The sequence below is a fragment of the Larkinella fluvii genome (genome assembly GCF_051857545.1).
In the GTDB taxonomy this organism is placed as follows: domain Bacteria; phylum Bacteroidota; class Bacteroidia; order Cytophagales; family Spirosomataceae; genus Larkinella.
The window spans coordinates 159,731-183,773 of sequence record NZ_JBPZHB010000006.1 but is presented as its reverse complement, the minus strand read 5'-3'; the positions used below and the strand labels follow the sequence as shown (position 1 = coordinate 183,773).

Genomic DNA, 24,043 nt, shown 5'->3' with positions numbered 1-24,043 from the left:
TATCGGTAAAATATGCGCCTAAACAGGAAAATCATTCTCTTTTGGCTGGCTGCGGTAATCACCGTCAGTTCCTGCAAAAGCAAAAAACAGGATCAGCAGGAAAACCAGGCCACCGAAGTCAAAACGGTTACGGCCCCGGCGTTCAATGCCGATTCGGCTTACGCATACGTTGCGAAGCAGGTGGCATTTGGGCCGCGGGTACCCAATACCGATGCGCACCGGCGTTGTGGAGACTACCTGATTGCTCAACTGAAGCAATTCGGCTGTGAGGTCACGGTGCAGAACTTCACGGCGACGACCTACGACAACCTCAAATTAAACGCCCGCAACATCATCGGCAGCATCAACCCGAATGCACCCAAGCGGATTGTTCTGGCGTCCCACTGGGATTCCCGCCCGTTTGCCGATCAGGACAGCGTGGCTCGGACCAAACCAGTGATCGGAGCGAACGACGGCGCCAGTGGTGTCGGTGTTTTGCTCGAAATGGCCCGAACCATTCAACAATCCGGCGTGAAACCCGACGTGGGTATCGATCTGATTTTCTTCGATGCCGAGGACTGGGGCAATTCCGAGCAGGCAAAAGACGAATACGGCGGTTTTTGCTTGGGGTCACAATATTGGGCAGCCAATAAGCATAAACCGGGATATGCAGCTTATTACGGCGTTTTGCTCGACATGGTGGGTGCCAAAGGCGCTACGTTCCTGAAAGAAGGCAATTCCATGCAGTATGCGCCCACGGTGGTCAACAAAGTGTGGGAAACGGCCAGCCGCATGGGCTACAACCAGTATTTTGTCGACACGGGCCAATCGGGTCCCGCCATTACGGATGATCACCTGCCGGTCAACAAAGTCGCTAAAATTCCGATGATCGATATTATCCACCTGAAAGTGGAGTCGGGAAGTTTCTTCAAAGACTGGCACACGGCCCACGACGACATGGACAACATCGACCGCGGCACGCTCAAAGCCGTCGGCCAGGTATTGCTGCAAACGCTATACAATGAACAATGAACCGTTAACCGCATTTGATTTCAGGAAGGGTCGGCGGTTTTTTCTTCGGCTGTTCATCCTTCCGGGTGCTTTGTTCCTTCTAGCAAGCTGCTCTCCTCCGCCGGATCAGCTTGGTAAGCTGGATCTGGTCAAATGGCGGACGGATCGGGGTGGTTGCAACGGCGTTAGAGCCACACTGGTCGATGATTTCAAAACCGTTCGGCAGGAATTGAAAGGAAAATCCTCGAATGAAATTGGCCAGATTCTGGGCCGCCCAGACAGTGAGCAACTGGACGACCGCAACCAGAAATTCTACATTTACTTTCTCGAAAAAGGCGTACACTGCGAGGACCCGAAGGTGAAAACCGACAGCCGCTCGGTGGCGTTGCGAATCAGTGCAATTGGGTTGGTGACGGAGATTACGTTTCAGCGGGGGCGACCCTGACTTGAATAGAAATATTTTGACAACTTATATTAAATGAGGCCTTTTATTTCAGAGTTTTCTTTCGGTTATGCTATAACTGAAGAAATTATACGGCATCAAAGACATTTAATAGATGGTGCTCCAATTTTTCCTTCGCTATTACAAGAAGGTAGCCCAGGCGGTGGTTATGACTTGAAAATAAACCGCATTGGTTTTCCTCTTTTTTTACAATTTAAGCTTTCCCATAAAATGGTGAAAAAGAGTTCTTTTGAAATTAAAGATCATTCGCTCTTTTCAACTCCTTTCTTTAGAATCCATATTATGCCTTTGAAGCTTAGTCAACAACATAATATGCTTTTGTCGCTTGATGACGGTAATAATGAAGTATATTATGTTGCTCCGTTTTTTACTACTCAGTCAGAAATAAATCTGCATTATTCAAATAGAGCAGTTATAAGTAACTCAATTTTTATTAAGCCAAACACAATAGGCAATTTACCTGACGATGACGAACATCATATTTCATTAGAGCAGCATAAAAGCCTTGGTTATTTATTTTCGAAAGAGCCAAAAACTATAGAAGAGATTGGGTATTCTGAAAAATTTCTCGCAGATATGTTAAATAAATTAGAGCAAGAATATGAAATGATAGATACAAAAATTGAACGAATAAGTAGACAAATGCTTGGAATAATTAGTGATCGTATAGAAAAAGACAGTTTACTTAATCGATTGTATGATCTCCCCAAAAATCTAGCATTATTAACTTATTTATCAAGGCTCTATTTTGACTGTGAAGTTATTTTAGCTCTTAGATAACTTTGGTATTAATTTAAAAAATGGAAGTGATAGGCAAAAATAGCGGTTTCTTAAGCTTATGAAAACCTCTGCTTTAGCCAAATAACTCTACACCTTCAAAAATAAAACTTCTTCCGTTCAATAATCTCGCCCACTACGTCCGGGACCAGATAGCGAATCGAGCGGTTATTTTTCAGGGAATCGCGGATGAAGGTGGCGGAGATGTCGAGCAGGGGCGCCTGGACAAACCGCACATTCGGGTGCTGTTCCAGCGGACTGGGTTCGCTGTTCGGGCGCGGGTAGACGTACAGCCCAAAATACTCCAGAATCTGTTCGTGGTTCTTCCAATTCGGAAACTGCGCCAGGTTATCACCCCCGATGATGAGTTTAAACGCGTGCTGCGGGTATTTTTCCTGCAGCCGGATCAGCGTGTCGATCGTGAAACTGGGGCGGGGCATGGAGAATTCGATGTCCGTCGCTTTCAGTTTCGAATTGTCGGCAATAGCCCGCTCCACCAGATCAATGCGGTCGAACTCGTGGAGCAGGCTTTTGTTCTTTTTAAACGGATTTTGGGGAGAAACCACAAACCATACCTGTTCGAGATCGGTGGTGGTCGCCATGGTGTTGGCGATGATCAGATGGCCAATGTGTACGGGATTGAAAGAGCCGAAGAATAAGCCGATTTTCATGAGCAGACCGCGTTCAGACTTACCATCCGGTTCGTATTATACGACAGTAGCTTTTTCCGGAATGATGTTCTCGTTCAGGAAATTATCCGTCAGTTTCTGTGCTTTTTCCAGGGTTGTTTCCAGGTCGTCGTTCACCAGAATAACGTCGAACTGATCCTGAAAGCTCATTTCGAAGTGGACCTTAAACAGCCGTTTTGACAGGCTGTCGTCGGTTTCGGTACCGCGGTCCAGCAAGCGTTGTTTCAGGGTTTCCTCATCCGGTACTTTCACAAAAATGGCCAGGGCTTTGTCTCCGTAGTATTTCTTGAGTTTCAACCCGCCCTGAACGTCGACATCGAACAAAACGTGCTTTCCGTTACTCCAGACGCGTTCGATCTCGGATTTGAGCGTTCCGTAGAAGGCACCGACATACACTTCTTCCCACTCGACGAATTCGTCGTTGTCAATTTTTTCCTTAAAATCTTCGGGAGTCAGAAAGTAATAGTCTTTGCCGTTTTGTTCTGCGCGGCCCCGGCGGTCACGGGTGCAGGCGGAGATTGAAAAACCCAGATTCGGGTTTGTGGCTAATAAGTGCCTGACAATGGTGGTTTTACCTGAACCGGAGGGTGCCGAAAAAATAATCAGTTTGCCGTCCAATGCCGCTTATTTAGTGATTTCGGATCGAATCGCTGCCGCAATCTTGTCGGGGCAGCACTTCTTTTCAACTTTGCCCTGTAAGGCTTCTTTAATACACTTTTCAAGGTGGTACATATCGATGCATGGTTTGCAGATATCGATATGCTGCTTGAAATGTTCTTTTTCTTCTTCGGTAGCCCCACCGTCCAGAATCGACTGAATCCGTTTCAGGCACTCGGCCTGATGTTCGCAGCTTTCCTTCATGGGGGCGGTCGCCTGCCTACCCTCTACACCAACCGTAGTCGACGAATGCAATGTGCCTGACATTGGAAATGTTTAATTTATTCCAAAAATAGTTCTACAATATGTAACTTGACATAACAACCAAGTATCTATCTCAAAAAGTTTCAGTTAGTCATCATTTTTGTTGTAACCCATTGATGCTGCGTATTCTTTCAGCTTGTCTTTCAATAGATTCCGGGCACGGTGTAACCGTGAGCGAACTGTTCCAATCGGAATATCCAGAATTTTGGCCATTTCCTCGTACGTGAATCCTTCGATGTCACAGAGGATAATAACCGTCCGGAAATCGACCGGCAGCGAGTTGAGCGCGGAGGCCACTTCGTCACCAATCATGTCCTGCACCGTTTCGAACCGAAGGTCCGTCGTGTGCTCGGTTTCCGATGCTTCGTCAGAATTGTATGTTGTCTCTACATCCTGATAATCAACCTTCGCCGGTTCTTTACTTTTCTTGCGATAATCGTTGATGAAGCTGTTCTTCAGAATGCGGAACAACCACGCTTTCGCGTTAGTTCCCTGTTCGAAGGAGGAGATAAATCGAAAAGCTTTTAAATAGGTATCCTGCACCAGGTCGTTCGCGTCATCTTCGTCCATCGTCAGGCGGAAGGCAAAGTTGTACATGGAGTCGATGTGGGGCATGAACTCCTTGTTGAAGACCTGGTACTTTTGTTCGTCTGTATACCCTTGGAGTTGCGTATCTGACATAATTTCGGGCATCGTCGTCATAAAATTACAAATGAAAATTAAATGGCATCCATTTTTTTCTCGGGTTCAATACATACGGATGCGTGACAAGTAGCGATGTTTCATAGAATCAAGGGGTTAGCGCTTGAGAAAGACTATTTAACGGATAATAAAAAATTCAACGGCAATGTTTTAAGAATACTGCAAAAATCAATCCTAGCCGGTTTTGATCTCAGGAATCGCAAGGAACAAGACAAATTGGCAGGACGCAAGCCGGGGGTGATGGATGGTTGGTTAAGGCGGATGGAAGGACAGAAATAGAGAGTGAAAATCAGAACTTCAGGAATCCCGTTCGATGAGGGGGAGCGTGACCAAAAATTGTTCATTCTCTTCGTGTACGGTCGGGCGGGGTTGATTCAACATCTGATATTTACTTAAAATATTGGAGATACCGACACCATTCGAAAGAATGCGGGAGGGTTTTCGCTAGGAACGACGAAATCCCGCTAACCAGAATCAGGATAACGCATGTTGTTATAAAGCAGGCCGGTGCGGTTCACGCCAGGCGTTTGATGACCTGCGAACGGTGTGGAAACCGCTTCAGAAAAACTCCGATCCATAACCGGTTCATTTCCCAGATCACGGTCATGAACACCAGGGCAATGGCGATTTTGATCAGACCGATCTGGGTGATCGGCGGGCGCAGATACCCGGTTGAACTGACACTCAGCAGCGTCAACAGCAGAATGCCACCAATCCGGAGCCCGCGGTTATGGAGTCGGTCCAACATGCAGTATTTTTAGGCAAGGGCGTTAAAACACGGCAAATGTGTGCAAAAAATCCACATCGCCAACATTCACTTGCGCTTACGAAACCAGCGTGATGCTCAGTCCGTGCCGCAAGGTATTGTGGATTTCAGCAATGCGGTCGGTGTGTTTAATCAGCGCGTCAATTTCATCCGAAGGAGCGTCGGAGACGACCCGGGCTTTGTATTGAAAGTTGGTGCCCGGTTCGCCCACGCCCCCGAACCGGCCGGTGCAGACGACCTCCACTTCCGACACGCTGATGTTTCGTTCGGCGGCTTCCCGGTAGATGTCATTGCAGAAGCAGGTTGCCAGCGACAGCAGGAGGAGTTCGCCCCCGTTGAGCGACGATCCATAGCCCGACGGTTTTGAGGCAATCTGGACGGTTTTTGCGTCGCCGTTGGTTTGCACGACCACCGCATGCTGCTGGAAGGTGTTTTTTATGGAAGCGGAGATTTCCATGTTTTTGCCAGTTAAATCGGTTTAGATCGTGTCTTCCAACAGTTTTGTGTTCTGGTAAAGCTACCGAAAAGGAGAGAGGCTTCAAAGGCTGCCAGCCAGGAAAATATCAGCAGAAGTCCGGGTATTCAGACTGACAAAATTTCTTTTTCGACGGTATTTCTGGCAGAAAACCGGACCTGTTTCTGTCATTTTTTCTGCCAGGAATACCGTTGGCACAGGGTTTGAAAAGACGGTTTTTGACGGTAAAAACCGCTCATTGATGTTCATTTCTGTATTGTTTAACTTTTAAAAAAGGAGGTTGATATGTCACTCATCAAAAGGAATGGGGCTTCGTCCCCGGCGTTTCCGGCTTTGTTCGATGACTTTTTTAGCCGGGATCTTTTTAATTGGAACAACAGCAATTTTTCCACAACGCAAACGACCATTCCGTCGGTCAACATCAAGGAAACGACCGAAGCGTTTGAAGTAGAACTGGCTGCGCCCGGTATGGAAAAAACGGATTTTATGGTTGAACTGAACGGCAATCAGCTTACGATTTCCTCGGTGAAACAGCACAGCGAGGAGAAAGAAGCGCAAAATTATTCGCGCCGGGAATTCAGCTACCAGTCTTTCCAGCGCAGCTTCGTGCTTCCCAAAGACGTGGTGGATGAAGACCGGATTGAGGCCAAATACGAAAAAGGCCTGCTGCATCTGACAATTCCCAAGCGGGAAGAGGCCAAACAAAAAGGGCCGAGACGCATCGAGATTGGATAAACCGGACGGCCTGCTCCCCGAGCAGGCCGTTTTTTTGTGCCGAAAGGATGGGTAAATTTCCGGGTCGCCGGTGGTTGTCAACCAATTACGGCCACCAGACCACCAGTTACCAGATTTTTGCTACCAGTTACCACTCCGGCGTTGTGGACCCTTGACCGACCCACTACTTTTGATGCAACAACGGGCCAAAAAACAGCGAAACCCGGACGCTCACATCATTCCAAACAACTACTTACAAACACTACGATGAACACATCCATCCCTTCTTCGACCACCAATTCGATTCTGGACAATTACGTTTCGGTCCTGAAAAAGTACAATGATTTCAACGGGCGCGCCCGGCGGAGCGAGTACTGGTATTTTTTCCTGATCAACATGCTGGTTACGCAGGCGATCAATTTCACCAACATCCTGCTTTTCGACGGTCTGGCGGTGATTGGCTGGATAACGATGCTGTTTAACCTGGCGATTCTGGTTCCTTCGGTGGCCGTAGCGATCCGGCGGATGCACGATGTCGGCAAGAGCGGCTGGTATGCGCTGATTCCATTTTATAACCTGATTCTGGCCTGCACCGAAGGCACGCGTGGCGTCAATGAATATGGTGCCGACCCGAAAGCCAAAGCTGCCACAGTCGCCTGATTTATAGGTTTTAAGATATAGATGAGGCCGCCCGATTCATTAGAGTCGGGCGGTTTTTTTGTATTGTCCATCAGCGGAACAAGCTGACTCTACCCGGGCTGTGAAGGGTCGCGCTTTTGCCAGTGATAGGCCGCAACCGAGTTCTTCCAGAAATACTTTTCGGCTACGGTTCGACCTTTTGTGTTGAAATATTCCCTAACCAGGCCCAATCCGACCTGAAAAGGCCGCCACTGATCGCTATTCGGCCAATCACTGCCATAGAGCAGTCGATCTTCGCCGAAGCGGTCGAAGAGCTCATCCAGCCGTGCCCGGTAGAAAGGCAGTGTCTGTGGAATCGTTCCATCCACCCGGCGCAGGACTTCAGAAATTTTTACATACACCTGGGGCCGCTTGCCCAACGCCTGCAGGTCGGCTTCGGCGGTTTTTCGGGCCGCAGCCGCTTCCGGCATGGTCATTTGGGGAAGATGATCGATGATGACCCGCAGATCCGGCACCAGATCCGTAACCCGCACGATGGCCGCCAGGAGCGCTGGATTCGGATTCGCCGTATCCAGCACCAGTCCGGCCTGAGCCAGGAAGCGAAGGTCCGCTACGAACCGGGGATTGGCCAGTTGGCGGGACAGATCGTGTTCCCAGAGATTTCCGTAGCGAATTCCCCGAAACAGCGGATTGCGTTGGAAGCGTTCGAGTTGCTGGCGGAAGTCCGGCTTGCCCGGCTCAAGATTGCCCACGGTTCCGACGATGATTTTGTCCGTGGCAGCAACGTCGAGCACCCACTGGTTGTCTTCCAGCCAGGGACTGGCTTCCACGACAATCGCGCCCACAATGCCGAGGGGCACCGCAAGATTGCGGTAGCGGTCCGGCAACGCAGGTTGATACAGAATGCCGTCTTTTTGGGTTGGCCAGGGCAGCCCCTGCGGGCGATCTGTATCGAACAAGTGAATGTGGGTGTCAATGACCGGGATGGCGGTATCCTCCGTCCGGTCCGCCGGGGAAAGCCCGGTCGCAGCGGAAGCGCCGACGGCCAGGGCCAGAAAATTTCTGCGGTTCATGGACCTAAAATTAGTAGTTCCCGGGAAACTTGAGCAGGCTTTGACGCGGTTTGTATTTTCGGTTTAGTCCTAATGGCCTGATTTTGCCACTCTTCAGTGTCCGGGTCCGGTTTCGGGTGGCAGGGGCACACTTGGCAAACCCGATGTCCTCGGCCACGTACTCCCTACTGGCAGAGCGGGTAGCTTTTCGGCAGCAGCAGCAACGCCGTATAGTGGTAGAGGGGCAATTCCGAAATCTGGCAGGTGTATTGCGGCTTTCCAGCATCGCCCGGCCGACCCGCCGGAGCCTCGAACGGATCGGTTGGATAATCGCGATTCGGTTAGTAGACTCCCCTTTACTTCTCTATGATCAAGCCTACGATTAGCCTGGCCAATGGGATGAATAATACATCCGTAGGTTACCTCATTTTACGTACTTCCGCCAGTTATGTTGCTCCTTAAAGCTCAGCACTTCCCGGATTTTGCGATTGGAAAATAAGGCTTCATGCGCTTCCAACTCGCGACGAAGTGGCACACCGGGAAAGAATTGTTCCGCCAGTTCTTTACTGGACAGAATGGCCCCATTGTGGTCGTTCCCGGCATTGAATACTTGGTAGCCCAGCCCATCTTTTTGCAAACACAAGTCGACAATCTGGCCCAGATCCCGCGCATCAATATAACAAAAAGCGTTACGGCGACGTACTTCAGGGTGAGCCAGATAGTAAGGGAACAGCTCCTCGTATTCGTGGGGTTCAATCACATTGCCAATCCGCAGGGCATAGATATCCACGCCCGAGCGTCGCTGAAAGCTGCGGGCCGTTTGTTCATTGACCACCTTCGATAAGCCGTAGCTATCCATGGGATCTACGTCATAGTCCTCTTCCAGGGGCAAAACTTTCGGGTTGGTTTGCCCATCCGAAAAGCAGATGCCATAAGTGGTCTCCGAGGAAGCAATAATAATTTTTTGAATCCCCAGTTTAACCGCGGCTTCAATCACATGGTAGGTACCCAGGGTATTGACCCGAAAGGTTTCGTTATCGGGTTTGAGTAAAATGCGGGGTACGGCGGCAAAATGAACGACGGCATCAAATCGGGGTATGCCCGTACCGGGTTCCAACTCGTCGAAGCTGGCATAGGCACTGAGCGCATTAAACATTTGACCCGAATCGGTAATGTCGGCGATCAAATTGGTGACTCCTGGGTGCTGCAATGGACTCAGGTCAACATTCATCACGGTATGGCCTTGCTCCAGTAAGTAGGCAATGACGTGCCTACCGGCTTTCCCCGATCCCCCGGTAAAACAGATTCGCTGTTTAGTCATAAATGTGTTTGGTAAAACGATAAAGGTAGTAAAGCAAACTAACTTATAAACGAAGGTCAATCCTTTATTCAGCTATGGATTGGGGTTGCACCGAGGAAGCCATGAACTTATCCATCGTGCAAAGTTTACGAATGGAATATCAAATTGATCCCGGTAGTTTTTCAACTGGATGGATACCGCGGGCTGAGTCAGATGGAGTTCTTCGGCCGCCCGGGAGATCGGGGGATGCTCAAGGTTTGTGAGATTTTGACATTGACGTGTAGTTGGGGCAGGGTGTGATACATAAAAAATCGTTATGGTAACCATAAAATATATAAATTTTTACTTATGAATATCTTCCTACACCTTTGCGGCAGATCTTTCAACAAGTAGGTAAATGACAAGAATAAGCGTAGCGACCGATGGAATCTGTCCTGAAATTATGAATGCGACCCTGGCCATTCTGCTGGCCGCCGACGCTCAGATCGAGTTGGATGAGATTGAAGTGGGCGAGCAGGTTTATCTGGCCGGAAATATGTCCGGTATTTCTACTGAATCCTGGGACGTAATCCGGCGTAACAAAGTGTTTCTTAAAGCACCCATTGCAACCCCACAGGGGGGCAGTTACAAAGGTCTCAACGTCACGATTCGGAAAATGCTGGGGCTTTTTCGCCAGTGTGCGTCCCTTCATGAGCCTGCATTAGTTCGTTTGATGAACATAAGCTCATAAAAAAGACCCAGCGCTGCTGCCTCTGACAATCTATCAACTCAAAACAAACAGGAGCAATGAATAAACTTGAAACGTTAAGCTTGATCGAAGGCAATTTCTCAGTAGAAGAAGCCTGGGAGATCTTAATGGCTCTTTATTCTGCCAAAATCAATTTCCATCGAATGAGAGATTTTAGTTCGCGGGAACGGTTTGGAAGGCCAGACGAAGCGGCTCAAAAAAGAATTCCCGAATTACAAAAGGAAAAAGAAAAAGTGTCGCAGATAGTTTCAGAAGCCAAATCAAAAAACAAGCGACTGATAATTACTTCAGGAATAGAGCTATGTCTATCGGATGATTAATTGAGATGGCCGGGTTTATCGACCCATTCAACTTGTCGCTATGCGGACACCGTCGAGCCTGCGAAGTAGTCCTCCTACAGCGCTCGACCTGGTTCTACCAGGCTCGGTCCCGAGATGATTCCGTCGAATCAACTGATGATATGATTTTGGTAAAGGATGTAGCAATTAATGAGCAGCCGCTCAACCAAAGCGTAAGTTTTACCCATTTAATAGTTGATCAATCCCCCAATCAGCTAATTTATGGGTTTATTCAATAAGAGTTCAAAATCTTTAAAAAGTCAAACTTGCCTTTTTTTAACATATTATAAATCAGTAGTTTACAAAACATGAGTCATCCCGAATTTTAAGGGATGTGTAAAAAAGAACCTCCTTTCTTAGTTTTGAGCATCACCACAACGCCAAAACTAGAAAGGAGGTCTTTTTATGTCTACGACATGCCAACAAAAAAAGGGGATTCCTGCTCAAAAGTCAACAGCTGCTTGCTTTTTGCGGACCAAAATCCAGCACTATCTCCAGCCACTTCACCAAAGCCTGCTTGACCGGATTGATAAGCGGCTGGTAGCAACCTTCTCCACCCTATTTTCCAGCATCTTACTGTTACGCAACAGCAAAATGGGTTTGTTGTTGAGTGAGTTGGGGAGCTATATTGCTGGCTATGCGCATGCTCCGGCGGGTACCAAGCGGATCAGTAATCTGCTGCGCTGTAAAAAATGGGATGCCTCACTGATCGATGATTTCTTTTTCAAACGAACTCAGGAACGAATAACTCAATTGCTGGGAGCCCACAAGCGCCCCTTGCTCTTGTGGGATGATAGCCGTCTGGAAAAACCCGAGAGCTGGTTTGTCGAAGGGCTTTGCTCGGTGGAAAGTAGCAAAGCCAAACGGCTAACCAAGATTAAAAAAGGCTTTTTCAAGCCCCCTTCGGCCCGCATCTGCGTCCCTGGCTTTCAGTGGACAGGCGTACTCTTGTCGGCTTTAGGTGAAGTGCCCAGTGTGGTTCAAATGAGTTGGTGGACCACGCGGGGCAAGTATAAAGAAGTGGGAACCAACATCATGTATCGGATGCTCCGTAAACTACAGGCATCGCTGACCCAACCGGTGCTACACGTGTTGGACCGAGGGTATGCCAGTGCCTGGACCATTGAGTGGATCCTACACTTCCAACAGGATTTTTTACTGCGCTGGAAAAAAAATCACCTCCTGATGCACCCTCAGAAGGGCACCAGACAGACGCATCTGTTGGCCCGTAGTTGTCGCCCTGAAGGCCGTAAACTTCTGCGCGATAAAGAACGTAAGACCACCAAACACGTCACTGTGGGCTGGACGCTCGTTACCCATCCCGACTTTGAATCAACCCCCTTATATTTACTCGTTGTACGAGACCGCAAAAATCACCAGCCACCGATGTATTTGCTGACCTCGATCGCTGTTGACTCCGTGCGGGATGCCTGGGAGATGGTTCACAGTTACATGCACCGATGGGGAATTGAGCAGGCCTTCCGGGCTGGTAAAGCCGAGTTAGGCATGGAATCCCCTCGACTCTGGTTGTGGGAAAATAGGCTAAAATTGTTAGGGATAGTGGCCTTAGTGTACGATTTTTTACTCTTCTTACTAAGAAGCTGGCCCCATTGGCTTCCCCTTTTTCTCAAGCAGTGGGTACCAAGAACGGTAAATCGGCACCGAACTGCTTCAGTGCCGATTTACAGACTACGCTTAGCCATCGCCAACGCGCTCATAGTCGATTTTGCTTTAACTCAAAATTCGGGATGACTCATGTTAAAGGGGATTCTTAGAAAAATACAAATAATAGTTGGTATTAAATACGTTTGTACAAAGGCTCGTTTCTAAGCCTCTTATAACTATTATTAGCCTCGTCTAACTCTCGTCTAACTCTCGTCTAATATTTTTTTCTTCTTTATCCGTTGATTATCAATATGTTATAAGCGAAAATGTCTCGTAAAATCTGTAAACACGTCTAACTCCCGTCTAGCAAGTAATTCTAAGAGGTGGCTTTATCTGCTAGTACCCAATGTCTATCAGCTGTAAGTACAATAATACCTTGTCTCCTAAGTGATTGTAATGCATTTTTCACTTTGTTCTTCTTTTGTTCTTCTGTTAGTCTATCAGAAAGTTTTGCAAAAAGAACACTATCAAACTTTTCTCTGTCAGCAATCCTGAATCTTTTTAGATAGTCTACTATGATCTTTTGACAGTAATCGTCATCAATTCCAATGTTATGGATGTATTCGACTTGCTGGCCAATCTTAGCTGCTACGTTGGCTGATATATAAATAAATGGTTTCTTACCTTCTATTAATTTTCTTTTTCTAAGCTTAGAGATTTCCCAATCATGTAAGTGTTTCTTTTTCTGCAATTTATCTAACATTATTATTTCATCAAGGCTTAAGTCAGGATTTTGGGCTAATACAAGGGCATAATCCAAATCAAGCACTTTACCGATTATAGTTACTTGAACACGCTGATTTGGAAATTCATAATCAGGTAATGGAAAATACTTCTCTCTTTGATAATTCATCATCCGTCTAATACCACTACCAATCGTATCAATCATATTAAGATTGAGCATTGCCCTTACTAAGAAGGGATTTCTTACGAACTCTGGAGGAGCATCTTGCTGAACGACATTTTCAATAGAGCCTGGAAGAAAAGTGCCAGCATTAGTAAAAACCAACTTACCATCTTCACGTTCTACAACATTAATATATCCTTTAAGTGCATAATCTTGGTGAGCGATACAATTATGTAAAGACTCTCGAACAACAAATGGATGGTATTGATCTACTTCGTCTGGAAATAAAGTGTTTTCTCTTATATAGCGGTATCGAAGATTCCGAATCTTTTGATAAACGTTTGCTACAGTTAAGAGAAAGGGACAGCTAAAATGCTCGTAGTCTTTTTCAACATTGTCTTTGTCTTTTAATATCCAGCGAATTCGGGCCATTGCGGGATTAATAAAGTGTTCTGATTCAGGCCTACCAAGTAATATTATTGAAGTTCGTGTGATACGCCCTCGTTTTGTAAGAAAGGCTTTATTTAGGAAAGTAGTGTCATCCCAATTATCTACTTCATTAGCAAGTTTTGGAAACTTTTCTTTATAATTATTTCGAGCTCTTTCAATTGCTATTGGATCTAAGTCATCAATTGTAGCATCGACACAAGTTCCTGCACTCCAGTCATCTTCTAGCCCCAATGGCTCTTGTAATATTATGTTTTCCCGTTCAGAAGTAAGTGCTATTAAGCTATCACCTGAACGTTGCCAAGCCATTCTATGGGCATATACTGGCTTTCGGGGTAAATGTTGTGGAATATGTATAAGCCAAACTCTTTTTAAAGTGTCAGAAGTGATAATCTCCTCTACATATAAACCTTCACTACTGAGGTTGGGGCAATTATTCCGCAAATAGTGTGGTAGGTTATCTGGCGTATAACTTGCAGTGTCTTCAATGCCTAATATTGAAAGTCTTTTATCTTCCACTCCCATAATTAAGCACCCTCCCCTCATATTTGCTAAAGCTGATACATAAGACAAGACATCATCGCCAGAGTGTCCTGATACAGAATGTTTTAGCTTTTGAAACGCTTTCCACTCACATGCTTCGTTTTCTTTAGGATAAGATTGTAAAAGAAAATTTTGCAATTCTTGTTCAGTCATACATCTTAAGAAATATGAAATTAAATATTCACCATGTGGTTATCTAACAAATATAATGAATCGATGATATTGATTAAAAATCCATAGTCTCTGTTTTTATATTATTGCATTCTCCAGAATTAACAATTTTCAAATTCCTATACGCGTTCAATAACGTCAACTCGAAAAAGTAAACTGCCATGCAAACCAAGGCAAATATAATATCAAAAAAAGCACCCAACCTCTCAGCTAAGTGCTTAATTTACAGTGACTAACAAACGAGCGGGAAATGGGGTTCGAACCCACGGCCTGCAGCTTGGGAAGCTGCCGCTCTACCAACTGAGCTACTCCCGCTGATAGGCTGCAAATGTTTAAAGAAAGAATGGAAAAGTCAAGGGATTTCGGAGAATCCCGTGCAACAACCGGATGCTCCGTCTTTTGGGCCGCCAACTAAAAATTTATCCGCGTAAATTCACGGATTCCGCCACCTCCGGGGGCGGGGGCTTTGTATTATTCCAAAATCGTTTGATCTTACGCGCAAATCCTGACCCTTCTTATGGAAACCAAACCGCCCGCGTTTAAACCGTATGTTGCCGACAATGCCAGCACGGCCGAATTTACGTTCAAAGCCGTGGTCACCGGGGCGCTGTTCGGCGTCCTGTTCGGAGCCGCCACCGTCTATCTGTCCCTGAAAGCCGGCTTGTCGGTGTCAGCTTCCATTCCCATTGCGGTGCTGGCAATCTCGCTCGGTCGGCGGTTTCTGAAAACCACCATTCTTGAAAACAACATCATCCAGACCACCGGCTCGGCGGGAGAGTCCATCGCGTCGGGCGTGGTGTTTACCCTGCCCGGTTTTCTGTTCCTGACCGACGGCGTTGGCGACGATTTCTTCAATTACTGGACCATTCTGACGCTGGCCATTCTGGGCGGGCTACTCGGCACGCTCATGATGATTCCGCTACGCCGGGCGCTCATCGTGGAGGAGCACGGCAAACTGCCCTATCCCGAAGGCACGGCCTGCGGCTCGGTGCTGATTGCGGGCGAACGGGGTGGTGATTTTGCCAAAATGGCCTATCGGGGACTGGGTGTGGCCTTGCTCTACGCTGTCCTCCAGAAAGTGCTGCACGTCATTGCCGAAGCACCGGTTTGGGCAACGAACCAGGTAAACCGCTATTTTCCGTCGGCGCAGGTGTCGGGCGAAATCACCCCGGAGTACCTGGGCGTCGGCTACATCATCGGGTTTCGGATTTCGGCGGTGTTGGTGGGGGGCGGCATTCTGGCGTGGCTGGCCCTGATTCCGCTGTTGGCAACGCTGGTGCCAGGCGACACGATTGCCTTGCAATTGATCAAACTGGGGTATCTCACCAATCTGCAAACTGCCGGTGGCCCCGGCGGCTGGAATCCCGAAACACACGGCTTTGGCGATACGGCTGCCGCCATCTACCGGGCCTACATCCGGCAAATTGGCGCGGGGGCTGTCACGGCGGGCGGTTTTATGACCCTGCTGAAAACCATCCCCACCATTGTTTCGTCGTTTCGTGATAGCTTCAAAAAAGTGGATGTCGCGGCCGAAGGAACGCAGGTTCGGCGGACGGAGCAGGATTTATCCATTCGAATCGTTGTCATCGGAAGTCTGATTCTGGCGGTTTTGATGGTGATCTTACCGCAAATTCCCGGTGACTCGGTCCTGACTAAAATTCTAATCGCCATTTTGGTAGTGGTATTCGGCTTTTTCTTCGTCACCGTGGCCAGCCGGATCGTGGGCCTGATCGGCTCCAGTTCATCGCCGGTTTCGGGAATGACCATTGCCACCATCATGGGCACGGCTTTGGTATTCATCGGCGCCGGTCTGACGGGCCGAATCTACGAACCCGCCGTGCTGGTGGTGGGGGGAATGATTTGCATCGCGGCCGCCACCGCCGGAGCTACTTCTCAGGATCTGAAAACCGGTTATTTAGTGGGTGCAACGCCAAAATACCAGCAAATGGCACTGTTTGTCGGCGTTATCGTCTCCTCACTGGCCATCGGTGCAACGATCAAGATCCTGGATATACCCACGCCGGATCTCGTGGCACAGGGCATTACCCACGCCATCGGCAGCGACCGGTTTCCGGCTCCGCAGGGAACGCTCATGGCCACGCTCATCAAAGGGCTGCTGTCGTTCAACCTCGACTGGCAATTTGTGCTCGTGGGCGCGTTCATGTCGTTTGTCGTGGAAATTTGTGGCATCAGCGCGCTGGCGTTTGCCGTCGGGTTGTATCTGCCACTCGCGACGACACTGCCGATTTTCGCCGGGGGCTGCGTCAAGGCGCTGGTCGACTGGAATTTCAAGCGGAAAGGCATTGTCGAAGAAGACGCCGACCTCGGCCGGGGTAGTTTGTTTTCAACCGGTTTGGTTGCCGGTGGCGCACTGGCAGGGGTGGTCGTCGCCCTGCTGTCGGTGAATGAATCGGTTTACAATTTTCTGTCCCGATTGACCCTGGAACCCGCGCTGGAGAGCGCCCTGGGGGTTGAAGGCTATCAACTGCTGGGTGCGTTGCTCTTTTTGGGTCTGGCGGTTATTCTGTACCGGGTTGCGATGAAGCGAAACTGACCAATAAAAAGAATTTTAAATGATAAATGATGAACGCTAAATGTAAAAGTAGGCTGGTGGGGTCCAAACACTTTTACATTTATCATTTATCATTTATCATTTAAAATTAACCCCTTATCCCTTCCCTCCCATGAACCATTTTTTACCATTCGCAGCCGGTCTGTGCCTGTTCATGCTGGCGTTTACCGCCGGGTTTGCCCAGCCCGAAACCGCCACCTACGGCCCGGATTCGCAACGGCACGAGGGCGTTCCAACAGGTCAGGTGACGAAGTTCGTCTGGAAAAGCACGGTTTTTCCGAATACCGTTCGGGAGTATTTTGTCTATGTACCGGCGCAGTACAAGGCCGACAGCCCGGTAGCCCTGATGGTATTTCAGGACGGACATGCCTACGTAAAGGAAGACGGCGATTTCCGGGTTCCGGTGGTTTTCGATAACCTCATTCACCAGAAAGCCATGCCCGTAACCATTGGGCTGTTCATCAACCCCGGGCAGCACGGCACCGACCTGCCTAAAGATCCCTGGCGGGCCGATAACCGGAGTTTTGAATACGACACACTCACCAGCCAGTATGCCCGGCTGCTCATCGAAGAACTGATTCCGGAACTCGGCAAGACCTACAAGCTGGCCGATTCGCCGAAGATGCGCGCCATCGGCGGGATTTCTTCCGGCGGTATTTGCGCCTTCACGGTGGCCTGGCAACGGCCCGATTATTTCCAGAAAGTGTTGAGCCACGTCGGCAGTTTTACGAACATCAAAGGCGGACACGTTTATCCGTCGCTCATCCGAAAAGCTCCCAAACGCGACATCAAAGTGTTTCTGCAAGACGGTAGCAACGATCTCGACAATGCCCACGGAAACTGGTGGCTGGGAAATCTGCAGATGGATGCGGCTTTGAAATTCCGGCAATATGACTACCAGTTTGTCGGTGGTATTGGCGGACACAACGGCAAACATGGCGGCTCCATTCTGCCGGAATCGCTGCGTTGGCTGTGGAAAGAGAAAGAAAAATGAACAGATTGCCGTTGCCGGTTGCTCAAAATTTGGCGGACGTTTATGTAACCGAAAGGATTATTACGGTAATTAAGTATATTCACGTTCACAATGAAGATAGAGAGTGGCTCCAGTTGGTCTGAATCGGTGAGGAAGCGAGTGGAGGCAAATGGGGCCTAGACCCCGGTAGCCCGCGCTACCGGAAAACAGATGCGCACAAAACTGGACAAAAAAGTTGGAATTATCGGGGCAGGCCCGGCGGGTTTAACGGCCGCCTACGAACTCGCCAAAGCCGGAATCACCGTCGAGGTGTTTGAAGCAGGGCCCAATGTAGGCGGGTTATCACAGTCCTTTCAGTTATGGAATCAAACGGTTGATCTGGGGCCACACCGGTTTTTTAGCAGTGACGCCCGCATCAACAAAGTGTGGTTCGAAGTCGCCGGTTCTGATTTCCGCATGGTGAACCGCCTGACCCGGATTTATTACAACTCCAAACTCTTTTATTATCCCCTCAAACCCTTCGATGCGCTGCGTAAACTGGGTGTTCGCCAGTCGATTAGCAGCATGAATAGTTACTTTCGGGAGAAAATAACCCCAACACCCGACCAGCAAACCTTCGAGTCGTGGGTGGTTCGGCGGTTTGGCTACAAACTGTATTCTACCTTTTTCAAGACGTATTCCGAAAAGCTCTGGGGCATTGCCTGTACGGATCTGGACGAAGATTTTGCCGCCCAGCGGATCAAAAAATTATCGCTCGGCGAAGCCGTCAAAAATGCCTTTATAGGCGGGAAAGGCAATACGCACAAAACGCTGATCGACCAGTTTGCCTATCCAGTTGGCGGCAACGGAATGATTTACGACCGGATGGCCGACTACGTTAAACGCCACAGCGGAGCGGTTCACCTCAAAACCCCGGTTCATTCGGTGGTCACCGACGGGGAAGATCGCTACGGAATCAAACTGGAAGACGGCACCGTCAGAGCGTTCGACCACGTGATTTCGACCATGCCGCTGACGCTGCTGGTCAACCGGTTGCCGGACGTGCCGGTTGCCGTTAAAAACCAAGTGAGCCGTCTGCGGTTTCGCAACACGATTCTGGTGTATCTGAAAGTAGATTCCAGCGATTTGTTTCCCGATAACTGGCTGTATATCCATTCGAAAGAACTGCTGACCGGGCGGATTACCAACTTCCGGAACTGGGTCCCGGAAATCACCAACGGTGAAAAAGCCAGCATTCTGACGCTGGAATACTGGTGTTACGAACAGGATGAGATCTGGAAAAAAACGGATACGGAACTGATCGAACTGGCATCGAACGAACTGATCAAAACCGGGCTGATTCCCGGCGCGACCATTTCGGCCGGTTTTGTGAAGCGGTTAGCGCGGAGTTACCCAGTTTATTCAAAAGGCTACAAAGAGATACTGAAACCGATTCAGGAGTATCTTTCAGGTTTAAAAGGACTGAGCGTCATTGGCCGGTATGGCTCCTTCAAATACAACAACCAGGACCACTCCATTCTGATGGGCATCCTGGCCGCCGACAACATTGTTTCCGGAGCGAATCACGATTTGTGGGAAATCAACACCGATTATGACAGCTACCAGGAAAGCGCTTCCGTCGAAAGCCTGCAATCGGAAACGGTGTAAAAGACAAGAGAGGTAAGACAAGAGAAGTTAGAGGATAACAAGAACTGTTTTCGGATCTTTATTCTCTTGTCTATTCTCTTTACTCTCCTTCACAGCCACGCTTTCAAAATGGCCGCTTGCAGTGCCGTCGGGTTGGGAAGTCGGGTTATTTCAAAACTCCGTTCGGATTTTTTACCCAAGACCGCCGTTATTTCTTTGGGCTGATCGTTCTGTAAAACCAGTAGTTTGACCGGATCGCCCGGTTTTTTGGTCTTCACCAGCGCGCTCAGAGCCTGAACGTCCGCTTTTTGCCCGTCGATGTGCAGAATAACCGTTCCTTTGCGGAGCCCGGCTTTCCAGGCGGGTGATTCCCATTCGGCTTCCGTGACGACCAGGCTGTCCACCTTTTCTTTGAACGAAATGCCCAGCCACGAGCCCGGTACTTCTTTGGGGGTGGCGTCGATGGCTAAACCGGCATAGGCGAAGTATTTCGGATAGTCAATTTCTGTCACGGTCGAGGCATAATCGAACAGTTCTTTTAACGACGTCCCGGCGATTTTTTCGCATTCCGCCCAGAATTCGTTCTCCGTAAAGCCACGTTTCTGTGTCTGATAATAGGTCTGGTACAGCGCCCGCATTACGTCGTCGAGCGACTTTTTATTCTGGGTTTCATGCCGGATTTTAAAGTCGAGCATAGCACCCAAAACCGGACCTTTGCTGTAATACGAAATGGTTTTGTAGGCTTCGTCGCCCGTTCGGCCAAAGGGGCCGTCTTCCCAGGTTTCGAAACTGGCCTGGGTGGCCGACTGAAACCGGTGGCCGGGTTTGTTCTCGTAGCTGGCAACGTTTCGCTGCAACGCTCCAAAAACCTCTTCCTCCGTCATTAAACCGGCTTTTTTCAGAATCAGGTACGGATAATAGACCGTAAATCCTTCCGAAACCCAGAGCATCCGCGTGCGGTTTTGCTGATCGTAATTGAACGGTCCTAACTCGACAGGGCGAATGCGCTTGACATTGTAATGGTGGAAATACTCGTGCGCCAGAAAGTTGTAGAGCTGGTTTTTCCCGGCTCGCGTCTCCAGTTGCTCCCCGCTGAAACTGATCGACGTGGAATTCAAATGCTCAATGCCGCCCCCGCCCGGCCCGATGGCAATGAAGGTGTAGTGTTTGTAGGGAATATCGCCAATCACGGCCACCGACCCTTCGACAATCTTCTTCAGATCGGCCATAAACTGCTGCCGGTTGAAGTTGCCGAGGTTGTACCCAATAAAATAATGCGGAATTCCCTGTACCGTGAACGAGGGCAGTTGCTCCAGATTCCCCATCAAAATCGGGCTGTCATACAGCAGGTCGTAGTTGGGTGCCACAAACGTATGGGACTGTCCGGTAATTGAATCCAGACCCGTGGCAATGGGGCCGCTCCATTTCGCATACGGTTTTAGCGTCACGGTAAGCGGGTGGTTGAGTTGTCCTTCGGGGTACAGAAACACACCTGCCGGTGAAATATAGCCCCGGTTTTCGTCCAGGTAATTCCCGGCCACAAAATTCCGGGTGGCTTTGACGTCATAGGTGAGCGTAACCGATTTGGTCTGTTTCGGATAGACTTTCCAGCGGCTGTTGGCGGTTTTGTCCCATTTCAAAGGCTTGCCGGAACCGTCGGTGGCTTGAAAATTCTGCACCTGTTGGGCGTAATTCATCAACTGGTAATACCCGGGTGTCCAGACCGGCATCTTAAAACTCAGCGTATCGCCCGGGATGCCGTCGCAACGAAACGTAACGTGGTAGAGATGTGTGGCGGGGTCTTCCATCGAAACCGTAAACGCCAAGTTTCCGACTTTTTTTTGTCCGAATGAATGCGGGATGGTGACGAGAAAAACCGCAGCAAACGTCAGGGTTTGAAAAAACCGGATGAGAAATGGGTTTCGGGAAAAGAGAAGTGCAAAAGTTTCCATAAATACCGCAAAACGCTGGCGGATTTTGTCATCCGGGCTTGTTTGCGACTCATTTTAACGATTGTCTGACAGAATTCAAAGGCAACGTTATTCGCCATTACGCCTAAATGGTGCCACTTTTCGTCCGTTTTCCGAGTCTTCGATCAAGCTCATCAGGCGTTTTAAACGGGTTTCGGGCTGCTTGGCACCCATGATCCAGTGCCGGACCGTTTTCTGGTAGGAGGGGGCCTGTTGGTGAAAAAACTGCCAGGCTTTTTCGTTCGCTTTCAACTGTGCTTCAAAAGCTGCGTTCAGTGGCTGGTCTTCTTTTTCGTGCGAATAAATTCCGGCTTTTTTCAAATCCCGTTCCTGAAAAACGGTCAGACCGGCGGGTTTTACCAGCCCTTGTTCGGTGAGTTCCTCCATCCGTTTGAGGTTCACCGCGCTCCAGATGCTTTTCGTTTTCCGGGGCGTAAACCGGATCATGTAACTCGTTTCGTCGATGGATTTCCGGATGCCGTCGATCCAGCCGAAACACAGGGCTTCATCGACCGACTGCGGCCAGGTGATGCTGAGTTTGCCGGAACCCACTTTGTAAAAACCGACGAACAATTCCTTCTCGGTTTCATGATGCTGTTCCAGCCACTGGCGGAACTCGGCGGGTGTTGCGAAAAAGGTTGGCATACCGTACGGACTTACTTAAAACTTCAGATTCTGCACCCGAACGGCGTTCAGAATTGCCAGCAACGCGACGCCCACATCGGCAAAAACCGCTTCCCACATGGTCGCAATGCCACCGGCCCCCAGCAACAAAACGATGGCCTTGACGACCAGCGAGAGCGTGATGTTTTGCCAGACAATCTGCCGCGTCGCCCGGCCAATTTTCACCGCCGTGACAATCTTCGACGGCTGGTCATTTTGAATCACCACGTCGGCGGTTTCAATGGTCGCGTCGGAGCCCAGGCCGCCCATCGCAATGCCCACATCGGCCAGCGCCACCACCGGTGCGTCGTTGACGCCGTCGCCCACAAACGCCAGTTTGGCCCTGGGATTGCCGGAAAGGGCCTTTTTCAATCGCTCGACCTCCCGCACTTTGTCTTCGGGCAACAGATCGCCGATGGCTTCCCCGACGCCTACTTTTTGGGAAACCGCCTGAACCACCGCCGATTTATCGCCCGACAGCATGACGGTTTTCAGGCCCAGCGCGTGCAATTGCCGAATGGTGTCGGCGGCATCCGGTTTTTCCTCGTCAGCAATCGTGAAATACCCGGCAAACTGCCCATTGACGGCGACGAACACCACCGTAAAAGGAATTGCCGTCAGTGCTTCGTCAAACGTTACGTTGAATTTTTGCAGCAATTTGGCGTTTCCGGCCAGCACGGTTTTGCCGTCTACGGTTCCCTTTAACCCATGCCCCGGAATTTCTTCCACGTTTTCAACGGAAACTGGTCTCTCTTCCGAACCGGCATAAGCTAGAATGGCCGTGGCCACTGGATGCGTGGATTTGCGTTCCAAAGCCGCCGTCAGATGGGCTAATTCGGGCGTCGTCATGCCCTGCGCCCGGACTTCCTGCACCTTGAAAACACCCTGGGTGAGCGTGCCGGTTTTGTCCATCACCACAGTTTTAACCTGTGTAATCAGATCTAGGAAAACCGAGCCTTTGAACAGAATACCATGCCTTGAACCCGCGCCGATCCCGCCAAAATAGCCCAGCGGAATGGAGATCACGAGCGCACACGGACAGCCGATGACCAGAAAAACCAGACCGCGGTAGAGCCAGTCCTGAAAGCGGTAATCCGCCACAAAAAAATACGGCAACAGCGTAACGGCCAGCGCCAGGGCGCAGATCATCGGCGTATAGATTTTGGCAAACCGGGCGATGAACTCCTGCGTCTGTGCCTTGCGTCCGGTTGCTTCCTGCACCAGTTTCAAAATGCGCGACAGCTTGGAATCCTGATAGAGCGTGGTCACTTCCATTTCCACCAGGGTTTGCCGGTTAATCATCCCCGCCAGCACATCTTCGCCTTTCACAATCGTGCGGGGAACGCTTTCGCCGGTTAGAGCCGCTGTTTCGAACGAACCGCTTTCGGACGTCAATTTGCCATCCAGCCCCACTTTTTCGCCCGGTTTGATCTGAATTACTTCGCCAATTTTTACCTGCGCGGCTTTGGTCGGTACGGTTTTTCCGTCCCGCAACACCGTCACCGTGTCGGGCCGGACGTCGAGCAGCGCTTTGATGGAACGACGCGCCCGCATCACGGCGGCATCCTGAAACAATTCGCCGACGGTGTAAAAAAGCATCACGGCGACGCCTTCGGGATATTCCCGGATGAGGAACGCACCCATGGTGGCGACACCCATCAGGAAAAATTCGGTGAAGACATCGCCTTTCAAAATTCGCATTCCGGCACGGCGGAGAACCGGTCGGCCAACAGGCCAATAAGCCGCTAGATACCAGAAAAACCGCCACGGATCACGAAACCGGTTCGGCGCGTAATGATCCAGTAAAATACCGCCCAGCAGCAGCAAAAAACTGATGATAACCGGCATGTATTCTTCCAGTCTGCCAAGGATGGATTTTGATTTTTCTGAACCCATAGTTTCGTCCGACGATTCGGTTTCGTCCAGATCCAGCTCATCGTGATCGTGCGTATGCCCGTCTTCGTGGGAATGATCGTGATGCTTTGCCATAGT

General features: G+C 49.4%; 25 protein-coding genes, 1 tRNA gene and 1 pseudogene. 13 read left to right on the top strand and 14 right to left on the bottom strand.

The features are described 5' to 3' along the window. The first annotated feature begins 12 nt into the window (after positions 1-12). From ACS5NO_RS17015 to ACS5NO_RS17005, 3 genes are read left to right on the top strand one after another with little or no spacing between them, the layout of a single operon-like run. The gene (locus ACS5NO_RS17015) at positions 13-1,011 is read left to right on the top strand and encodes a M28 family peptidase (protein ID WP_150878246.1); all 999 of its coding nucleotides are present in this window, start codon (positions 13-15) and stop codon (positions 1,009-1,011) included. Continuing rightward, a complete protein-coding gene (locus tag ACS5NO_RS17010) occupies positions 1,001-1,435 on the top strand; it encodes a hypothetical protein (protein ID WP_439416283.1) in 435 nt (144 codons plus the stop codon). Before ACS5NO_RS17015 ends, ACS5NO_RS17010 begins: the two co-directional genes overlap by 11 nt. Before the next feature lie 33 nt (positions 1,436-1,468). Further along, a complete protein-coding gene (locus ACS5NO_RS17005) occupies positions 1,469-2,233 on the top strand; it encodes a hypothetical protein (protein ID WP_439416282.1) in 765 nt (254 codons plus the stop codon). Between the two features lie 95 nt (positions 2,234-2,328). On the opposite strand, the gene nadD is transcribed toward ACS5NO_RS17005, so the two are convergent. The 4 genes from nadD to ACS5NO_RS16985 all read right to left on the bottom strand — a co-directional run bounded on the left by nadD (position 2,329) and on the right by ACS5NO_RS16985 (position 4,542). After that, entirely contained in the window at positions 2,329-2,901 is a 573-nt protein-coding gene (gene nadD / locus ACS5NO_RS17000) for a nicotinate (nicotinamide) nucleotide adenylyltransferase (RefSeq protein WP_439416281.1), read from the bottom strand. 36 nt (positions 2,902-2,937) lie between these two features. Next, positions 2,938-3,537, bottom strand: coding sequence for a guanylate kinase (gene gmk, locus ACS5NO_RS16995; protein WP_138992718.1), 600 nt, complete (start codon positions 3,535-3,537; stop codon positions 2,938-2,940). 6 nt (positions 3,538-3,543) lie between these two features. Further along, positions 3,544-3,843 (bottom strand): zf-HC2 domain-containing protein, encoded by a 300-nt coding sequence (locus tag ACS5NO_RS16990; RefSeq protein WP_225309527.1) that lies wholly within the window; start codon positions 3,841-3,843, stop codon positions 3,544-3,546. An 84-nt stretch (positions 3,844-3,927) separates the two neighbouring features. After that, the gene (locus ACS5NO_RS16985) at positions 3,928-4,542 is read right to left on the bottom strand and encodes a sigma-70 family RNA polymerase sigma factor (protein WP_114404520.1); all 615 of its coding nucleotides are present in this window, start codon (positions 4,540-4,542) and stop codon (positions 3,928-3,930) included. Between the two features lie 75 nt (positions 4,543-4,617). Here ACS5NO_RS16985 and ACS5NO_RS16980 point away from each other — a divergent pair, with 75 nt between their 5' ends. Then, positions 4,618-4,821, top strand: a complete 204-nt coding sequence (locus ACS5NO_RS16980; protein WP_114404519.1) for a hypothetical protein — start codon at positions 4,618-4,620, stop codon at positions 4,819-4,821. A 235-nt stretch (positions 4,822-5,056) separates the two neighbouring features. Here ACS5NO_RS16980 and ACS5NO_RS16975 read toward each other — a convergent pair whose 3' ends face one another. Next, on the bottom strand, positions 5,057-5,290 hold the full coding sequence (locus tag ACS5NO_RS16975; RefSeq protein WP_439416280.1) for a hypothetical protein: 234 nt from the start codon (positions 5,288-5,290) through the stop codon (positions 5,057-5,059). A 76-nt stretch (positions 5,291-5,366) separates the two neighbouring features. Continuing rightward, positions 5,367-5,765 (bottom strand): OsmC family protein, encoded by a 399-nt coding sequence (locus ACS5NO_RS16970; protein WP_439416279.1) that lies wholly within the window; start codon positions 5,763-5,765, stop codon positions 5,367-5,369. 303 nt (positions 5,766-6,068) lie between these two features. Here ACS5NO_RS16970 and ACS5NO_RS16965 point away from each other — a divergent pair, with 303 nt between their 5' ends. Next, positions 6,069-6,518: an Hsp20/alpha crystallin family protein gene (locus ACS5NO_RS16965; RefSeq protein ID WP_439416278.1), complete on the top strand. Its 450-nt coding sequence runs from the start codon at positions 6,069-6,071 to the stop codon at positions 6,516-6,518. 246 nt (positions 6,519-6,764) lie between these two features. After that, entirely contained in the window at positions 6,765-7,157 is a 393-nt protein-coding gene (locus ACS5NO_RS16960) for a DUF805 domain-containing protein (RefSeq protein ID WP_114404513.1), read from the top strand. 89 nt (positions 7,158-7,246) lie between these two features. Here ACS5NO_RS16960 and ACS5NO_RS16955 read toward each other — a convergent pair whose 3' ends face one another. Beyond that, positions 7,247-8,209 carry an amidohydrolase family protein gene (locus ACS5NO_RS16955; protein WP_439416277.1) on the bottom strand — a complete coding sequence of 321 codons (963 nt, stop codon included), beginning with the start codon at positions 8,207-8,209 and terminating at the stop codon, positions 7,247-7,249. 143 nt (positions 8,210-8,352) lie between these two features. On the opposite strand from ACS5NO_RS16955, the gene ACS5NO_RS16950 reads away from it, so the two are divergent. After that, positions 8,353-8,574, top strand: coding sequence for a hypothetical protein (locus tag ACS5NO_RS16950; protein ID WP_439416276.1), 222 nt, complete (start codon positions 8,353-8,355; stop codon positions 8,572-8,574). Positions 8,575-8,612: 38 nt separating this feature from the next. On the opposite strand, the gene ACS5NO_RS16945 is transcribed toward ACS5NO_RS16950, so the two are convergent. Together ACS5NO_RS16945 and ACS5NO_RS16940 are read right to left on the bottom strand one after the other, a co-directional pair. Continuing rightward, positions 8,613-9,509, bottom strand: coding sequence for an NAD-dependent epimerase/dehydratase family protein (locus ACS5NO_RS16945; protein ID WP_439416275.1), 897 nt, complete (start codon positions 9,507-9,509; stop codon positions 8,613-8,615). Between the two features lie 132 nt (positions 9,510-9,641). Beyond that, positions 9,642-9,793: pseudogene (locus ACS5NO_RS16940) on the bottom strand (helix-turn-helix domain-containing protein); the annotation flags it as partial. 92 nt (positions 9,794-9,885) lie between these two features. Between ACS5NO_RS16940 and ACS5NO_RS16935 the strand changes: the two are divergent. From ACS5NO_RS16935 to ACS5NO_RS16925, 3 genes are all read left to right on the top strand, one after another. Continuing rightward, positions 9,886-10,218, top strand: a complete 333-nt coding sequence (locus ACS5NO_RS16935) for an isocitrate/isopropylmalate family dehydrogenase (protein WP_439416274.1) — start codon at positions 9,886-9,888, stop codon at positions 10,216-10,218. Positions 10,219-10,274: 56 nt separating this feature from the next. Further along, complete coding sequence (locus ACS5NO_RS16930) at positions 10,275-10,556, top strand: hypothetical protein (protein ID WP_439416273.1); 282 nt, start codon at positions 10,275-10,277, stop codon at positions 10,554-10,556. A gap of 423 nt (positions 10,557-10,979) precedes the next feature. Beyond that, positions 10,980-12,326, top strand: a complete 1,347-nt coding sequence (locus tag ACS5NO_RS16925; protein ID WP_439416272.1) for a transposase — start codon at positions 10,980-10,982, stop codon at positions 12,324-12,326. Positions 12,327-12,555: 229 nt separating this feature from the next. On the opposite strand, the gene ACS5NO_RS16920 is transcribed toward ACS5NO_RS16925, so the two are convergent. Continuing rightward, positions 12,556-14,229, bottom strand: a complete 1,674-nt coding sequence (locus tag ACS5NO_RS16920) for an RNA/DNA-binding domain-containing protein (protein WP_439416271.1) — start codon at positions 14,227-14,229, stop codon at positions 12,556-12,558. A gap of 260 nt (positions 14,230-14,489) precedes the next feature. Further along, a tRNA-Gly gene (locus tag ACS5NO_RS16915) sits at positions 14,490-14,562 on the bottom strand. Between the two features lie 202 nt (positions 14,563-14,764). On the opposite strand from ACS5NO_RS16915, the gene ACS5NO_RS16910 reads away from it, so the two are divergent. The 3 genes from ACS5NO_RS16910 to ACS5NO_RS16900 all read left to right on the top strand — a co-directional run bounded on the left by ACS5NO_RS16910 (position 14,765) and on the right by ACS5NO_RS16900 (position 19,439). Next, the gene (locus tag ACS5NO_RS16910; RefSeq protein ID WP_439416270.1) at positions 14,765-16,801 is read left to right on the top strand and encodes an OPT family oligopeptide transporter; all 2,037 of its coding nucleotides are present in this window, start codon (positions 14,765-14,767) and stop codon (positions 16,799-16,801) included. 130 nt (positions 16,802-16,931) lie between these two features. Continuing rightward, positions 16,932-17,813, top strand: coding sequence for an alpha/beta hydrolase (locus ACS5NO_RS16905; protein WP_439416269.1), 882 nt, complete (start codon positions 16,932-16,934; stop codon positions 17,811-17,813). 189 nt (positions 17,814-18,002) lie between these two features. Next, positions 18,003-19,439, top strand: a complete 1,437-nt coding sequence (locus ACS5NO_RS16900) for an FAD-dependent oxidoreductase (protein WP_439416268.1) — start codon at positions 18,003-18,005, stop codon at positions 19,437-19,439. An 89-nt stretch (positions 19,440-19,528) separates the two neighbouring features. Here ACS5NO_RS16900 and ACS5NO_RS16895 read toward each other — a convergent pair whose 3' ends face one another. From ACS5NO_RS16895 to ACS5NO_RS16885, 3 genes are all read right to left on the bottom strand, one after another. Continuing rightward, entirely contained in the window at positions 19,529-21,370 is a 1,842-nt protein-coding gene (locus ACS5NO_RS16895; RefSeq protein ID WP_439416267.1) for a M61 family metallopeptidase, read from the bottom strand. Positions 21,371-21,457: 87 nt separating this feature from the next. Further along, positions 21,458-22,033 carry a YdeI/OmpD-associated family protein gene (locus tag ACS5NO_RS16890; RefSeq protein ID WP_439416266.1) on the bottom strand — a complete coding sequence of 192 codons (576 nt, stop codon included), beginning with the start codon at positions 22,031-22,033 and terminating at the stop codon, positions 21,458-21,460. A gap of 15 nt (positions 22,034-22,048) precedes the next feature. Further along, positions 22,049-24,040, bottom strand: a complete 1,992-nt coding sequence (locus tag ACS5NO_RS16885; protein ID WP_439416265.1) for a heavy metal translocating P-type ATPase — start codon at positions 24,038-24,040, stop codon at positions 22,049-22,051. Between the last annotated feature and the right edge of the window lie 3 nt (positions 24,041-24,043).

Bases quoted from the DNA above. Each gene is read 5' to 3' on its own strand.
- ACS5NO_RS17015 (WP_150878246.1), top strand. From the start codon at position 13: ATGCGCCTAAACAGGAAAATCATTCTCTTTTGGCTGGCTGCGGTAATC.
- ACS5NO_RS17010 (WP_439416283.1), top strand. From the start codon at position 1,001: ATGAACAATGAACCGTTAACCGCATTTGATTTCAGGAAGGGTCGGCGG.
- ACS5NO_RS17005 (WP_439416282.1), top strand. From the start codon at position 1,469: ATGAGGCCTTTTATTTCAGAGTTTTCTTTCGGTTATGCTATAACTGAA.
- nadD (WP_439416281.1), bottom strand. From the start codon at position 2,901: ATGAAAATCGGCTTATTCTTCGGCTCTTTCAATCCCGTACACATTGGC.
- ACS5NO_RS16990 (WP_225309527.1), bottom strand. From the start codon at position 3,843: ATGTCAGGCACATTGCATTCGTCGACTACGGTTGGTGTAGAGGGTAGG.
- ACS5NO_RS16985 (WP_114404520.1), bottom strand. From the start codon at position 4,542: ATGACGACGATGCCCGAAATTATGTCAGATACGCAACTCCAAGGGTAT.
- ACS5NO_RS16980 (WP_114404519.1), top strand. From the start codon at position 4,618: ATGTTTCATAGAATCAAGGGGTTAGCGCTTGAGAAAGACTATTTAACG.
- ACS5NO_RS16975 (WP_439416280.1), bottom strand. From the start codon at position 5,290: ATGTTGGACCGACTCCATAACCGCGGGCTCCGGATTGGTGGCATTCTG.
- ACS5NO_RS16970 (WP_439416279.1), bottom strand. From the start codon at position 5,765: ATGGAAATCTCCGCTTCCATAAAAAACACCTTCCAGCAGCATGCGGTG.
- ACS5NO_RS16965 (WP_439416278.1), top strand. From the start codon at position 6,069: ATGTCACTCATCAAAAGGAATGGGGCTTCGTCCCCGGCGTTTCCGGCT.
- ACS5NO_RS16960 (WP_114404513.1), top strand. From the start codon at position 6,765: ATGAACACATCCATCCCTTCTTCGACCACCAATTCGATTCTGGACAAT.
- ACS5NO_RS16955 (WP_439416277.1), bottom strand. From the start codon at position 8,209: ATGAACCGCAGAAATTTTCTGGCCCTGGCCGTCGGCGCTTCCGCTGCG.
- ACS5NO_RS16950 (WP_439416276.1), top strand. From the start codon at position 8,353: ATGTCCTCGGCCACGTACTCCCTACTGGCAGAGCGGGTAGCTTTTCGG.
- ACS5NO_RS16945 (WP_439416275.1), bottom strand. From the start codon at position 9,509: ATGACTAAACAGCGAATCTGTTTTACCGGGGGATCGGGGAAAGCCGGT.
- ACS5NO_RS16935 (WP_439416274.1), top strand. From the start codon at position 9,886: ATGACAAGAATAAGCGTAGCGACCGATGGAATCTGTCCTGAAATTATG.
- ACS5NO_RS16930 (WP_439416273.1), top strand. From the start codon at position 10,275: ATGAATAAACTTGAAACGTTAAGCTTGATCGAAGGCAATTTCTCAGTA.
- ACS5NO_RS16925 (WP_439416272.1), top strand. From the start codon at position 10,980: ATGTCTACGACATGCCAACAAAAAAAGGGGATTCCTGCTCAAAAGTCA.
- ACS5NO_RS16920 (WP_439416271.1), bottom strand. From the start codon at position 14,229: ATGACTGAACAAGAATTGCAAAATTTTCTTTTACAATCTTATCCTAAA.
- ACS5NO_RS16910 (WP_439416270.1), top strand. From the start codon at position 14,765: ATGGAAACCAAACCGCCCGCGTTTAAACCGTATGTTGCCGACAATGCC.
- ACS5NO_RS16905 (WP_439416269.1), top strand. From the start codon at position 16,932: ATGAACCATTTTTTACCATTCGCAGCCGGTCTGTGCCTGTTCATGCTG.
- ACS5NO_RS16900 (WP_439416268.1), top strand. From the start codon at position 18,003: ATGCGCACAAAACTGGACAAAAAAGTTGGAATTATCGGGGCAGGCCCG.
- ACS5NO_RS16895 (WP_439416267.1), bottom strand. From the start codon at position 21,370: ATGGAAACTTTTGCACTTCTCTTTTCCCGAAACCCATTTCTCATCCGG.
- ACS5NO_RS16890 (WP_439416266.1), bottom strand. From the start codon at position 22,033: ATGCCAACCTTTTTCGCAACACCCGCCGAGTTCCGCCAGTGGCTGGAA.
- ACS5NO_RS16885 (WP_439416265.1), bottom strand. From the start codon at position 24,040: ATGGCAAAGCATCACGATCATTCCCACGAAGACGGGCATACGCACGAT.